The sequence below is a fragment of the Nocardia sp. NPDC020380 genome, from assembly GCF_044386975.1.
Lineage (GTDB): Bacteria > Actinomycetota > Actinomycetes > Mycobacteriales > Mycobacteriaceae > Nocardia.
In genome coordinates this window covers 68,048-81,571 of record NZ_JBIRVQ010000005.1, presented here as the reverse complement: position 1 = coordinate 81,571, position 13,524 = coordinate 68,048, and the positions used below count along the sequence as shown (strand labels likewise).

Genomic DNA, 13,524 nt, shown 5'->3' with positions numbered 1-13,524 from the left:
GGCAATTAGACTCGCCTCGTATCCGCCGACATCCAGCAACGCGGGCGTTCGCTTCCGACCTGCCCGGCCGAAAGGACTCTGGTATTCCCGTGACCAGCCACGTCGATACCGTCAGCAACGCCGCGGCCACCCCGGACAGCGCGCAGCCCTACAAGGAACTCGGCCTGAAGGACGACGAGTACGCCCGCATCAAGGAGATCCTGGGCCGCCGGCCCACGGATGCCGAGCTGGCCATGTACTCGGTGATGTGGTCGGAGCACTGCTCGTACAAGTCCTCGAAGGTGCACCTGCGCTACTTCGGTGAGACCACCACCGAGGAGATGCGCAAGTCGATGCTCGCGGGCATCGGCGAGAACGCGGGCGTGGTGGATATCGGCGACGGGTGGGCGGTCACCTTCAAGGTGGAATCGCACAATCACCCCTCGTACGTGGAGCCGTATCAGGGCGCGGCCACCGGTGTCGGCGGCATCGTGCGCGACATCATGGCCATGGGCGCCCGCCCGATCGCGGTCATGGATCAGCTGCGCTTCGGCGCGGCCGAGCATCCGGACACGCGGCGCGTGGTCGACGGTGTGGTGCGCGGCGTCGGCGGGTACGGCAACTCGCTGGGCCTGCCGAATGTCGGCGGCGAGACCGTGTTCGACCCGTCCTACCAAGGCAATCCGCTGGTGAACGCGCTGTGCGCGGGCGTCATGCGAGTCGAGGACCTGCACCTGGCGTTCGCGTCCGGTGAAGGCAACAAGATCATTCTTTTCGGCGCGCGCACCGGCCTCGACGGCATCGGCGGCGTGTCCGTGCTCGCCTCGGACACCTTCTCCGGTGACGAATCCGGCACCGGCCGTAAGAAGCTCCCGAGCGTCCAGGTCGGCGACCCGTTCGCCGAGAAGGTGCTCATCGAGTGCTGTCTCGAGCTGTACCACGCCGACCTCGTGGTGGGCATCCAGGACCTCGGCGGCGCCGGACTCTCCTGCGCCACTTCCGAACTGGCCGCGGCCGGCGACGGCGGCATGCACATCGACCTGGATCAGGTGCCGCTGCGCGCCGCCAATATGACGCCCGCCGAGATCCTTTCGAGCGAGTCGCAGGAACGCATGTGCGCGGTCGTCACCCCCGAGAACGTGGACGCCTTCATGGCCGTCTGCCAGAAGTGGGATGTCACCGCCACCGTCATCGGTGAGGTCACCGACGGCGAGCGGCTCATCATCACCTGGCACGGCGAGACCGTGGTGGACGTGCCGCCGCGCACCGTCGCCCACCAGGGCCCGGTCTACGAGCGCCCGGTCGAGCGGCCCGCGGATCAGGATGCGCTGAACGCGGATTCGACCGCCCGCCTGAACCGCCCGAAGACCGCCGACGAACTGCGCGCCACCCTGCTGAAGCTGCTCGCCAGCCCGCAGCTGTGCTCGCGCAAGTGGATCACCGAGCAGTACGACCGTTACGTGCGCGGCAACACCGTGCTCGCCGAGCACGCCGACGCGGGCCTCATTCGCATCGACGAGGAGACCGGGCGCGGTATCGCGCTCGCCACCGACGCGTCGGGCCGCTACACCAAGCTGGACCCGTACACCGGCGCGCAGCTCGCGCTCGCCGAGGCCTTCCGGAACGTGGCCGTCACCGGCGCCACCCCGAAGGCCGTCACCAACTGCCTCAACTTCGGTTCGCCGGAGGATCCGGGCGTCATGTGGCAGTTCCAGCAGGCCGTGCGCGGTCTCGCGGACGGCTGTGTGGCGCTGGGCATTCCGGTCACCGGCGGCAATGTGTCCTTCTACAACCAGACCGGCCAGACCGCGATCCTGCCGACCCCGGTGGTCGGCGTGCTCGGCGTCATCGACGATGTGCACCGCCGCATCCCGACCGGACTCGGCACCGAGCCGGGCGAATCGCTCATCCTGCTCGGCGACACCCGCGACGAACTCGACGGCTCCATCTGGGCGCAGGTCGAGCACGATCACCTCGGCGGCCTGCCCCCGAAGGTGGATCTGGCTCGCGAGCAGCTGCTTTCGGACGTCCTCACCTCGGGCTCGCGCGACGGCATGATCTCCGCCGCCCACGACCTCTCCGAGGGCGGCCTCATCCAGACCGTCGTGGAGGCCGCGCTGGCCGGCGAAACCGGTTGCCGCATCGTGATTCCCGAGGGCGCCGACCCGTTCGTCACCCTCTTCTCCGAATCCGCCGGCCGCGTCCTGGTGGCCGTCCCGCGCTCGGAGGAAACCCGCTTCACCAAGATGTGCGAAGCCAGGCAGCTGCCGTGGGCGCGCATCGGCGTCGTTGACGAGGGCTCCGATTCGGTCGAGGTCCAGGGCCAGTTCACCATCACCCTGGACGAACTCCGCACCGCCCACGAAGGCACGCTCCCGGCCTTGTTCGGCAACTCCGACCACTGATCGGCACGGAGAGAGCCCGGCAGACCTATTGGTCTGCCGGGCTCTGTCAGTTGATTTTGAACGGGTCGTGTTCGGCGATCAGTTTTTCCATGCGGGCTTCGTCGATGCGGTGGTTCACCCGTGACGACTCGTGCTGGTCCCGAACCACTTTGGCGAGGGTGAAGCAGCTGCTCACCAGGAACAGCATGCTCATCAGGAGGAAGCCGCGCTGCCACATGTCGAGCGGCAGCCGTACGATGCCGAAACAGATTGCCGCGAAACTGATTCCGAACGCGATCATGGCCTGCACCAGAAAAGCCGTGGTGCTCTTGGTCTCTGTGCTGGGAGTGCTCATGGCAGCTGATTCTGTCGGCCGCCGCGGCCGCTGAACCGGGTACTATTACTCGAGCAGTGCGCGTAGATATAGCGCGACACGCCGGGCAATGGCGTCTTTCACGCGGGGCGCTGCCCCGAGTTCCGGTTGCCGCCCTCCATACTTGACGAGTGCTGGACCCCGCCCACGCCCTGACACGGCTGCGTTTACGCGGCCGGGTCTTCTTCCGGCGCGGCTGGGGCAGGCGGATCGCGGTGCTCGCGCGGCGGGTCGAGGACATCATCGACCTCAATCACACCGGGCTCGTGGTGGCGACCGTATTCTTCGCCTGGTCCGTCACACCGTCGCTGGTACCGCGCGACTGGCTGTTCCAAGGCCTCATCTCCGGGCTCAATGCCGCCGTCGGGTACGGCGTGGGCTGTCTGCTGCAGTGGTTGTTCCGCATGTGGATTCGCCCGCGCATCAAGCTGGAGACCCCGCCCGAATGGGTGCGGTACGCGGTGAAGGTGATCGTGGTCGTGCTGTGCGCGCTGGCCGCCGCCTACATGCTGGTCATGTCCGCCGACTGGCAGCGGGAGATCACCGGGCTGATGGGCATGGAGGGCACCACGCGTGCCGCCTATCTGCGCACGGGGGCACTGAGTTTCGCGGTCGGCGCGCTCGTGGTGGCCGTGTATCGGACCGTGCGGGAGCTGGTGCGATTCATCGCCCGGCTGCTCAGCCGGTGGGTGCGGGTGCCGCCCGCCTTCGCGCCGGCGCTCGGCGCGCTGGTGCTGACCGTGTTGGTGGTGACGGTCTTCAACGGCGTCGCGACGCGGGCCTTCTTCGCGGTCGCCAACTCCGCGTTCAGCGTCCGCAACGACAAGGTCACCCAGTACGCGGTGCAGCCGACGAAACCCGAACGGTCCGGCAGCCCGGCCTCGCTCGCGAAATGGAACACACTCGGGTCGGAGGGCCGCTGGTTCGTCTCGCACGGACCCGACCCCATGCTGATCAGCGCGGTCACCGGAAAGCCTGCGCTGGAACCGATCCGGGTGTACGTCGGCCTGCAGTCGGCGAGCAAGGACACCACCGAGGAGGACCTGGCCGTCGCGGAACTGGAGCGCACCAAGGCCTTCGACCGCAAGGTGCTGGTCCTGGTAACCACCACCGGCACCGGCTGGGTGAACTCCATGAGCGCCGCCGCGCTGGAGTACATGTACGGCGGCGACACCGCCATCATGGCCTCGCAGTACTCGTATCTGCCCAGCGTGCTGTCCTTCCTCGCGGACCGGCAGAAGGTGGCGGAGAACGGGCGCAAGATGTTCGACGCCGTGTACCGGCACTGGTCGCGACTGCCGGTCGATCATCGGCCGAAACTGCTGGTGTACGGCGAGAGCCTCGGCTCGCAGGGCTCCGAGGCCGCCTTCGACGGGCTGGCGGATCTGCGTTCCAAGGTGGACGGCGCGCTGTGGGTGGGCCCGCCGAATTCGAATCGGCTGTGGCGGCAGTTCGTCGAACGCCGCGACCCGGGTACGCGCGAGGTGGATCCCATCTACGCCGACGGCCTGGTGGTCCGATTCGCCCGCACCGCAGCCGATCTGGAGAAACCCTCACCCGACTGGCGCAAGCCCCGCATCGCCTACCTCATGCATCCGTCCGACCCGATCATCTGGTGGTCGCCGGATCTCATCACCTCGCAACCGGATTGGCTCGGTGAACCACGCGGGGCGGACGTCTCCCCGCAGATGCGCTGGTGGCCCTTCGTCACCTTCTGGCAGGTGGCGGCCGACCTCACCAATGCGCAGGGCGTCTCGGACGGCCACGGCCACAACTACGGCTCCCTGGTCCTCGACGGCTGGGCCGCCATCGCCGCACCTCCCGACTTCACCCCCGAGCTCCGCGAAAAGATCCGCGTGCAAATAGAACTCGCCGAGTACTACGAGCGAGCGGTCAAATAGCGTGCCCCGCCTCCCTCGAATCGCGAAAGCCGTTGCCGCCGTGGCCTTGCCGCTGCTGTGGGCCAATCGCGCACTGCCCGCCCTGGGCCTCGACATCCGAGGTCGCACCGCCGCCAACGCCGCTTTCGCCACGGCCTACGCCGCCGTCTTCCACGGCCGCCCGAATTGGCGTTCCGCCCAAGGCTTCCGGGTCGGCCTGCTGGCAGGCGCGGTGGTCACCGCCGGTTACGCAGCGGCGCTGACGGTCCCGGCCACCCGCCGCCACTTCGCCGACCTGGCCGACCGCGGCCCGGACGTCTCGACGACCGAATGGGCGGCCCTGCACATCCCGGTGGGTACCGTCTACAGTGAGGAACTCGTCTACCGAGCCACCCTCACCCCACTCCTGGAAGACGCCCTGGGCCGCCCCGGAACCTGGCTCGGCGCACTGTCTTTCGGCCTGGCCCACATCCAGCCCGCCCGCGCCGCCGGCGATCCCGTCCCCGGCACCGTGGCCGTCACCGCCGCCGCCGGCTACCTCTTCGACCACCTCCGCCGCCACACCGGCAGCACCACCGCCCCGGCCTTCCTGCACCTCGCCCTGAACGCGGGCGGCGCACTGACCCCGCGGATCGCCCGCCACCTCACCGGCGAGCGCCCGACAGTCGAATGACCATGGCGTCCAGCGGTCGTCCTCGGCGAAGGCGTCGGTGGGCGGCGGTAACCTCGGGATATGGCGCGACGAGGTGCGGTGGATCCGGCGGAGATGCGGGCGGCGGTGGACGCGGTGGGGGAGTGGTTACGAGACGAGTCGGTGCCGGCGCCCGCGCGGGCCGAGCTCGCCGCCGCGGTGCGCGGGACCGCACGAGCGCTCGCCGCGGATGCGCCGGGGGCTTCGGTGGAGGTGCGGGTGCCGCCGTTCGTGGCGGTGCAGTGCATCGAAGGGCCCCGGCATACGCGGGGGACGCCGCCGAACGTGGTGGAAACCGATGCGCGGACTTGGCTTCTGCTCGCGACCGGGCTGCTCACCTTCGATGCGGCGCTGGATGCGGGGGCGCTGACGGCCTCGGGGACGCGGGCCGCCGAGGTCGCGCATTGGCTACCTATCGCGCAGCTGTGACGCCTCAGGGCTGAGGCGGTGCGGATTCCTCATCCGCCGTGGCCTCTTGCTCCGGTGCGGAATGCCGTCCCGTTGCGACGGGAACGGTGGCCTTGGTCTGGATGGGCTTGCGTTCCAGGCCTTTTCGGTCGTAGAAGCGGGTGATGAAGAGGCCGAAGACGAGGCCGACGGCCAGGCCCAGGATCGACATCCAGATGCCGCGGGAGAGGCCGGCCTGGGCGCTGCCGTCGAAGTAGAGGATGGAGCGGGTGCCGAGGAAGACCTGGTGCATGGGCTCGAACTTGGCGAGCCAGCCGAAGTACTTGGGGGTGGCCTCGATGGGGACGGTGCCGCCGGAGGAGGGGAGTCCGAGGATCACGAAGAAGATGAGGTTCACGATCAGGCCCGCCGTGCCCACGGCGGCCAGCACCGCGGTGCAGGTGACGCCGACGGCGGTCATCACCAGGACGCTGTAGAGAAAGAGGAGTAGCGGGCGGTCGATCGGCATGCCGAGGCCGGCGCCGATACCCTCCAAAGCGGCCGAGGCGCAGACGGCCAGGGCCACCACCGCGGACCACTTGATCATCAGCGTCTTGAACCGGGAGATCGACGCGCGCGGGTAGTGGACGTACCAGGGCCCCCACTCGGTGGGCAGGAAGCCCAGCGCCGAGTCGATCAGCTGGTGGATGATCATGGCCCCGACCATGCCGATCAGCAGCAGCATGAGGCTGTAGAAGAAGGCCGTCAGCCCTTCGCCCGATCCGCCGGGCAGCGGCTGGAATTCGCTCACCACGATGTCGAGGGGCTGTGCCAGCACCAGCCGGGTGGCGGCCGTGAGTTCGGTGGGCGGTGCGCCCGGCGGCGGGGTGAGCTGGGCTTTCACCGTGTCCGTGAGCTGTTGTCCCACTTGCGCATTGACCTGGGTGAGAGCTTCGTCACCGAACTTCGTCACGATGGCGGTGGCGAACGCGCCCGTACGCGGGTTGGTCTGCAGGGTGATGACCGGCTTGCTGATATTGCCGGGCACGACGCTGCCGACCCCGAGAATGCCGAGCCGTTTGGAGAAGTCGCTCGGGATGATGATGGTGGCGTACACCTGCGCGGACTGCATCTGCAACTGGGACTCGTTGATGCCGAGCACCCGCAGGTCGATCTTGTCGGCGGGAACGGCCTTCTGCAGACCCGTCGAAACCTGATCACCGAAGTTCACATGCTTGGCCGGCTGCCCCGGGGTCGTGAGATCGTCGCCCACATCCTGGTTGACCAGCGCGATCGGGAAGTTGTGCAGATTCTTCTCCGGATCGACCACGTAGTCGAGGTACATGACGCCGAGCAGCGAGCCCAGTAGCGTCATGACGATGACCGGAAAAGCCCACCTGACGAGGCTCAGATGCCGGCGTGGAGTCGATTCCGTAGTGTCCGTGGTCGCCACGGACGAACGCTAACAGCAAACGCTCTGCCATCGGGCATATCCCAACGGTGGGTTGCGTTGTGGTTACCCGTAGAATGGCCTATGCCCCCCGCCCGCCGAACAGGGAGCAAACGGTGACTCTCCCCTCCGCCGCCACCACCCCCGACCACGACGAGAACGAACCGCGCGAAGAGTGCGGCGTGTTCGGTGTCTGGGCGCCGGGCGAGGATGTGGCCAAGCTCACGTATTACGGACTCTACGCATTGCAGCATCGCGGGCAGGAGGCGGCGGGTATAGCGGTCGCCGATGGCTCCCAGGTGCTGGTTTTCAAGGATCTGGGGCTGGTGTCCCAGGTCTTCGACGAGCAGACCCTGGCCGCCATGCCGGGCCATGTGGCCGTCGGCCATTGTCGTTACTCCACCACGGGTTCCACGACGTGGGAGAACGCGCAGCCGATCTTCCGCACCACCGCGGTGGGTACCGGACTCGCGTTGGGCCACAATGGAAATCTGGTCAATACCGCCGAACTATCCACGCGGGCACGCGATCTCGGGCTGGTGACCGGGCGGCTCGCCGGGTCCATGGCCGCCACCTCCGATTCGGATGTGATCACCGCGCTGCTCGCGCACGCCGCCGCCGACAAGAGCATCGAGCAGGCCGCCATGGAGCTGCTGCCCACGCTGCGCGGCGCCTTCTGCCTCACCTTCATGGACGAGCACACGCTCTATGCCGCGCGGGATCCGCACGGTGTGCGCCCGCTCTGCCTGGGCCGGTTGGATCGCGGCTGGGTGGTTGCCAGCGAGACCGCGGCCCTCGACATCGTGGGCGCCTCGTTCGTCCGCGAGATCGAGCCGGGCGAACTGCTGGCCATCGACGCGGACGGTGTCCGGTCGTTGCGTTTCGCGAGCCCGGAACCCAAGGGCTGTGTTTTCGAGTACGTCTACCTGGCCCGGCCCGACTCCACCATCTCCGGCCGCTCGGTGCACGCCACCCGCGTGGACATCGGCCGCCGCCTGGCCGCCGAGCATCCGGTCGAGGGTGACCTGGTCATTCCGGTGCCGGAGTCCGGTACGCCGGCGGCCGTCGGTTACGCGCAGGGTTCGGGTGTGCCCTACGGGCAGGGCCTGATGAAGAACGCCTATGTGGGCCGCACCTTCATCCAGCCCAGCCAGACCATCCGCCAGCTCGGAATCCGGTTGAAGCTCAACCCGCTTCGCGAGGTCATCCGCGGTAAGCGGCTGATCGTGGTGGACGATTCCATCGTGCGCGGCAATACCCAGCGTGCCCTGATCCGCATGCTGCGCGAGGCCGGCGCGCTGGAGATCCACGTCCGGATCGCTTCGCCCGCGGTCAAGTGGCCGTGCTTCTACGGCATCGACTTCGCTTCGCGCGCAGAGCTGATCGCCAACGGCGCGGGCCCGGAAGGCATCGACTCCGGCAGTCTCGATGACATGGTCGAGGGCGTGCGCCGCTCCATCGGCGCGGACACTCTCGGCTATATCTCCTTGGAGGGCATGGTCGCCGCGACCGAGCAGCCGCGGTCGCGGCTGTGCTGCGCCTGCTTCGACGGCAAGTACCCGATCGCCCTTCCGCAGGAGGCCGCCATCGGTAAGAACCTGCTGGAAGGCATGCTTTCCGGTGCGACGGAGACGGCGCTGCTGGCGGACAATGCCAATGCCAGTGCGCTGAGCCGCCCCTAGCGGCAGCCCGGGGTTCCTGGGAACCGCGGCGGAACCGCCTGAACTATCGACACATTGCGCCCCGTCCACCGGAAGGTGGGCGGGGCGCAATCGTTGTACGGCCGAAAAATTTCTGTCCGTATAGACCGAAAAATAACTTGTTTGTTCGGAAAGGCAACATACCGGTTATAACCGGTCGATACTGTGCCCAGCCAGAAGAGTCCACCGCGGCGCGGCGGGTCGTAACCCGGCCTGCCTTGCCGCGTTTCGAGAGCAGGGCAGTGCATGCGCGTTAAAGATGTTGCGGCAGTGGGATGTGCGGGACTGGCGGTGCTGGCAATCGCCGGTTGCGGCGCCGGCCGGACCGGCGGCGGAAGCGGGGGAGCGGGCCTGGTCGTGGGCACCACCGACAAGGTCACCTCACTCGACCCGGCCAAGGCCTACGACAACGGTTCGCTGCTGGCCGAGACCCAGGTCTACCAGTTCCTGCTGAACTTCCCACCGGGACAGGCGACTCCGCAGCCCGACGCCGCCGACAAATGCCAGTTCAGCACCCCCACCGTCTACTCGTGCACGCTGAAATCGGGCCTGAAGTTCGCCAACGGCGACCCGCTCACCGCGAAGAGCGTCAAGTTCTCCTTCGACCGCATGGTGAAGATCAACGATCCGCAGGGCCCGGCCGCCCTGCTGGCCAACCTCGATCACACCGACGCGCCGGACGACCTGACCGTCAACTTCACGCTGAAGAAGGCCAACGACCAGACCTTCGCCGCGATCCTGCCCACCCAGGCCTCGGCCATCGTGGACGAGAAGGTCTTTCCCGCCGACTCGATCCTCGACGACGACGCCATCGTGAAGGCCAAGCCGTTCGCCGGCCCGTACACGATCACCAGCTACGACAAGAACAAACTGGTCGAATACCAGTCGAATCCGGGCTACAACGGCCTGTTCGGCAAGCCGCAGAACGACGCCGTCACCGTCAAGTACTACGGCGAGGCCGCCAACCTGAAACTGGATGTGCAGCAGGGCAATGTCGACGTCGCCTGGCACACCCTGGCCCCCACCGACATCGACTCCCTGCGCGGCAGCGACAAGGTGACCGTGCACCAGTCGCCCGGCGGCGACACCCGCTACCTGGTGTTCAACCTGAACACCATGCCCGGCGCCAACCCGGCACAGAAACTCGCCGTCCGCAAGGCCGTCACCGTGTCCGTCGACCGTGACGCCCTGGCCAAAGACGTGTGGAAGGGCACCTGGACACCGCTGTATTCACCGGTACCGCAGGGGCTTCCGGGCGCGACCGAACCGGGCAAGGAGCTCTACGGCACCAAGCCCGACAAGGCCGCCGCCGCCAAGTACCTGTCCGACGCGGGGATCACCACCCCGGTCGAACTCAATATCCAGTACAACACCGACCATTACGGGCAGACCAGCTCCGAGGAATACGCGGCCATCAAGAGCCAGCTGGAATCCACCGGCCTGTTCAAGGTGAATCTGCAGTCCACCGAATGGGTTTCGTACCAGAAGGCGCGCTCCACCGACGGCTACCCGATCTTCCAGTTCGGCTGGTTCCCGGACTACCCGGACGCCGACGACTACCTGACCCCCTTCTTCGGCCCGGACAACTTCCTGCGCAACCACTTCAGCGATCCCAAGATCACCGCCGAACTGCAGGCCGAGGTGACCGAACCCGATCCGGCCAAACGCGCCGCGGTGCTCGCCACGCTGCAGCACGACCTGATGGCCGACTACCTGCCCACCGTCCCGCTGCTGACCGGCAATCAGATCGCCGTCGCCGGAAAGAACGTGCAGGGCGTCGACAAGACGCTCGACCCGTCCTCCAAATTCCGGTTCGGCGTACTGAGCAAGTGAGCTCCCGCTCCGTCCAGCACAGCTGTGCGGCCCCGCTCTTCATGAGGGGGAGCGGGGCCCACCCCTCACAGAGATGAGCAGCATGACATCGACTTCGACGACCAGCCGGGCGAAGCTATTCGCGGCGGTCGGCATGGCAGGCATTGCCGCGCTCGCCCTCACGGGCTGTGGCGCGGGACGTACCTCCGGCGGCAATACCGGTACCGGGATAGTGGTCGGCACCACCGACAAGGTCTTCTCCCTGGACCCCGCCCTCGCCTACGACAACGGCTCCCTGCAGGCCGAGACGCAGATCTACCAGACCCTGCTGAACTTCCCGGCGGGCAAGACCGATCCGGAACCGGATGCCGCGCAGCACTGCGGATTCACCGCGCCCACCGTCTTCACCTGCACCGTCAAGGCCGGACTGAAATTCGCCAACGGGCATCCGCTCACCGCGCAGAGCGTGAAGTTCTCGTTCGACCGCATGCTGAAGATCAACGACCCCAACGGCCCGGCCTCCCTGCTCGGCAACCTCGCGCACACCGATGTGATCGACCCGAACACGGTGGCGTTCACGCTGAAGGTCGCCAACGATCAGACCTTCGCCTCGGTACTGCCCACCCAGGCCGGAATCATCGTGGACGAGAAGAGCTTCCCGCCCGACAAGATCCTCGAGGACGACGCCGTCGTCAAGACCGGATCGTTCTCCGGGCCGTACACCATCACCAGCTACGACAAGAACAAGCTGGCCGAATTCAAGGCCAACCCGGACTACAACGGCCTGTTCGGCAAGGCCAAGACCGACACCGTCTCGGTCAAGTACTACGCCGGCGGCGACAACCTGAAACTCGATGTGCAGCAGGGCAATATCGACATCGCCTACCGCACCCTCAGCCCCACCGACATCGACTCGCTCCGCGGCGACAACCGGGTCACCGTGCACGAGGGCACCGGCGGTGAACTCCGCTACATCGTGTTCAACATGAACACCATGCCCGGCGCGAACCCGGCGCAGAAACTGGCCGTGCGCAAGGCCGTCGCCAGCAGCGTCGACCGGGACGCGCTCGCCAAGGGGATCTACAAGGGCACCTACAGCCCCGCCTACTCGTCGGTCGTGCCCGGCCTCGCCGGCGCCACCGAACCGTACAAGGACATCTACGGCGCACAACCGAACAAGCAGGCCGCGGCCAAATTCCTGGCCGACGCCGGCGTCGCCGCACCCGTCACCCTGAACCTGCAATACAACTCGGACCACTACGGCGGCTCCAGCTCCGAGGAATACGCGGCCATCAAGAACCAGCTCGAAGCCACCGGGCTGTTCAAGGTGAATCTGCAATCCACCGAATGGGTTTCGTACCAGGACGAACGGGTCAAGGACAGCTACCCGCTCTACCAGTTCGGCTGGTTCCCCGACTTCCCCGACGCCGACGACTACCTCACCCCGTTCTTCGCGCCGAACAACACGCTGCAGAACCACTTCGAGGAACCGGCGATCAACACACTGCTGACCGCGGAGACCACCGAATCTGATCCGGCCAAGCGCGCCGACATCCTGAAGCAGGTGCAGTTCAAGCTGGCCAACGACTACCTGCCCATGCTGCCGCTGCTCGCCGGCCGCAATATCGCGGTGGCCGCCAAGAACATCCAGGGCGTCGACGAGACCCTCGACCCCAGCTTCAAGTTCCGCTTCGGAGGGCTGAGCAAGTGACAGCCATCGACGAACAGGGCGGCCCGGCAACCCCGGCCGCCCCACCGCCGCGAAAACGACTATCCGGCGGCAACTCCCGCTACAGCGCCCTGCTGCGCTACCTCGGCGTGCGGGCGCTGCTCATCATCCCCACCACCTGGATCCTCGTCACCATCGTCTTCTTCCTCATGCGGGTGATCGGCGACCCCATCACCGCCGCCGTCGGCGGCCGGCTCAGCCCCGAGGAGATCCAGCGCCGCAAGGAAGCCGCCGGACTCACCCGGCCCATCCTCAGCCAGTACTGGGACTACCTGTCCGGGCTGCTGCACGGCGATTTCGGCCACTCCCAGGACAATCGGGCCATCAGCGAGGTCATCACCACCTACGGCGCCGCCACCCTGGAACTCGTCTTCTGGTCCCTCATCGTGGCCTTCGCCGTCGGCGTGCCGCTCGGCAGATACGCCGCCACCAAACGGGATTCGGCCGCCGACGTCGGACTGCGGCTCTTCGCCATCCTGGTGTACGCGGCGCCCGTGTTCTTCGTCGGCCTGCTGCTGAAACTGGTGTTCGCCGTGCAGCTGGGCTGGCTGCCGGTCGCCGGGCGCGCCAGCACCAGTGTGGAGCTGGAACTGCAGCACGTCTCGCCCAAGACCAACGTCATGATCATCGACGCCATCCTCTACGGGGATCCCGGCAATATCGTCGACGTCCTGAAACACGCTGTGCTGCCGGCCATCGCGCTCGGCCTGCTCACCGCCGGCGTGTTCCTGCGGCTGGTGCGGATCAACCTCATCCAGACCCTGCGCTCCGGATACGTGGACGCCGCCCGCGCCCGCGGACTCTCCGAACGCGTCGTCACCCGGCGGCACGCGTTCCGCAATGCGCTCATCCCCGTCGTCACCGTCATGGGCATGCAGATCGCCATGATGCTCGGCGGCGCGGTACTCACCGAAACCACCTTCGAATGGAAGGGATTGGGCTATCAGCTCGCCCAGTACCTGCAGGCGCGCGACTTCGTGGCCGTGCAGGGCATCGTGGCCTTCATCGCGATCGTGGTCGCGGTCATGAGCTTCCTGGTCGACCTGATCGTCGCACTCATCGACCCGAGGGTGAGGTTCTGATGACCGCCATCGAACTCGAAACGAATGTCCCGGCGCCCGTCCCGCCGCAACGCTCCG

10 protein-coding genes are annotated in these 13,524 nt (G+C 67.1%); 8 read left to right on the top strand and 2 right to left on the bottom strand.

From position 1 onward, the window contains the following. The first annotated feature begins 89 nt into the window (after positions 1–89). Positions 90–2,384 carry a phosphoribosylformylglycinamidine synthase subunit PurL gene (purL, locus tag ACH438_RS14260; protein ID WP_397005030.1) on the top strand — a complete coding sequence of 765 codons (2,295 nt, stop codon included), beginning with the start codon at positions 90–92 and terminating at the stop codon, positions 2,382–2,384. A 46-nt stretch (positions 2,385–2,430) separates the two neighbouring features. Here the strand turns inward: purL and ACH438_RS14255 are convergent, their stop codons facing one another. Beyond that, positions 2,431–2,718 (bottom strand): YiaA/YiaB family inner membrane protein, encoded by a 288-nt coding sequence (locus tag ACH438_RS14255; protein WP_397005028.1) that lies wholly within the window; start codon positions 2,716–2,718, stop codon positions 2,431–2,433. A 149-nt stretch (positions 2,719–2,867) separates the two neighbouring features. Here ACH438_RS14255 and ACH438_RS14250 point away from each other — a divergent pair, with 149 nt between their 5' ends. Genes ACH438_RS14250 through ACH438_RS14240 form a run of 3 tightly spaced genes read left to right on the top strand, consistent with a single transcriptional unit; the run spans position 2,868 to position 5,736 of the window. Continuing rightward, positions 2,868–4,637 carry an alpha/beta hydrolase gene (locus ACH438_RS14250; protein WP_397005026.1) on the top strand — a complete coding sequence of 590 codons (1,770 nt, stop codon included), beginning with the start codon at positions 2,868–2,870 and terminating at the stop codon, positions 4,635–4,637. Between the two features lies 1 nt (position 4,638). After that, entirely contained in the window at positions 4,639–5,289 is a 651-nt protein-coding gene (locus ACH438_RS14245) for a lysostaphin resistance A-like protein (protein ID WP_397005024.1), read from the top strand. A gap of 60 nt (positions 5,290–5,349) precedes the next feature. Then, the gene (locus tag ACH438_RS14240; protein ID WP_397005022.1) at positions 5,350–5,736 is read left to right on the top strand and encodes a sterol carrier family protein; all 387 of its coding nucleotides are present in this window, start codon (positions 5,350–5,352) and stop codon (positions 5,734–5,736) included. A gap of 4 nt (positions 5,737–5,740) precedes the next feature. Here the strand turns inward: ACH438_RS14240 and ACH438_RS14235 are convergent, their stop codons facing one another. After that, positions 5,741–7,147, bottom strand: coding sequence for a YhgE/Pip domain-containing protein (locus ACH438_RS14235; RefSeq protein WP_397005020.1), 1,407 nt, complete (start codon positions 7,145–7,147; stop codon positions 5,741–5,743). A gap of 113 nt (positions 7,148–7,260) precedes the next feature. Here ACH438_RS14235 and purF point away from each other — a divergent pair, with 113 nt between their 5' ends. From purF to ACH438_RS14215, 4 genes are all read left to right on the top strand, one after another. Beyond that, the gene (gene purF / locus ACH438_RS14230; protein ID WP_397005018.1) at positions 7,261–8,826 is read left to right on the top strand and encodes an amidophosphoribosyltransferase; all 1,566 of its coding nucleotides are present in this window, start codon (positions 7,261–7,263) and stop codon (positions 8,824–8,826) included. A gap of 264 nt (positions 8,827–9,090) precedes the next feature. Continuing rightward, positions 9,091–10,677 (top strand): ABC transporter substrate-binding protein, encoded by a 1,587-nt coding sequence (locus tag ACH438_RS14225; protein ID WP_397005016.1) that lies wholly within the window; start codon positions 9,091–9,093, stop codon positions 10,675–10,677. 133 nt (positions 10,678–10,810) lie between these two features. After that, positions 10,811–12,367: an ABC transporter substrate-binding protein gene (locus ACH438_RS14220; RefSeq protein WP_397005987.1), complete on the top strand. Its 1,557-nt coding sequence runs from the start codon at positions 10,811–10,813 to the stop codon at positions 12,365–12,367. Positions 12,368–12,456: 89 nt separating this feature from the next. Then, on the top strand, positions 12,457–13,467 hold the full coding sequence (locus tag ACH438_RS14215; RefSeq protein WP_397005985.1) for an ABC transporter permease: 1,011 nt from the start codon (positions 12,457–12,459) through the stop codon (positions 13,465–13,467). Positions 13,468–13,524: the final 57 nt, after the last annotated feature.

Coding starts and splice junctions, on each gene's coding strand:
- ACH438_RS14255 (WP_397005028.1), bottom strand. CDS start 2,718: ATGAGCACTCCCAGCACAGAGACCAAGAGCACCACGGCTTTTCTGGTG.
- ACH438_RS14240 (WP_397005022.1), top strand. CDS start 5,350: ATGGCGCGACGAGGTGCGGTGGATCCGGCGGAGATGCGGGCGGCGGTG.
- ACH438_RS14225 (WP_397005016.1), top strand. CDS start 9,091: ATGCGCGTTAAAGATGTTGCGGCAGTGGGATGTGCGGGACTGGCGGTG.
- ACH438_RS14220 (WP_397005987.1), top strand. CDS start 10,811: ATGGCAGGCATTGCCGCGCTCGCCCTCACGGGCTGTGGCGCGGGACGT.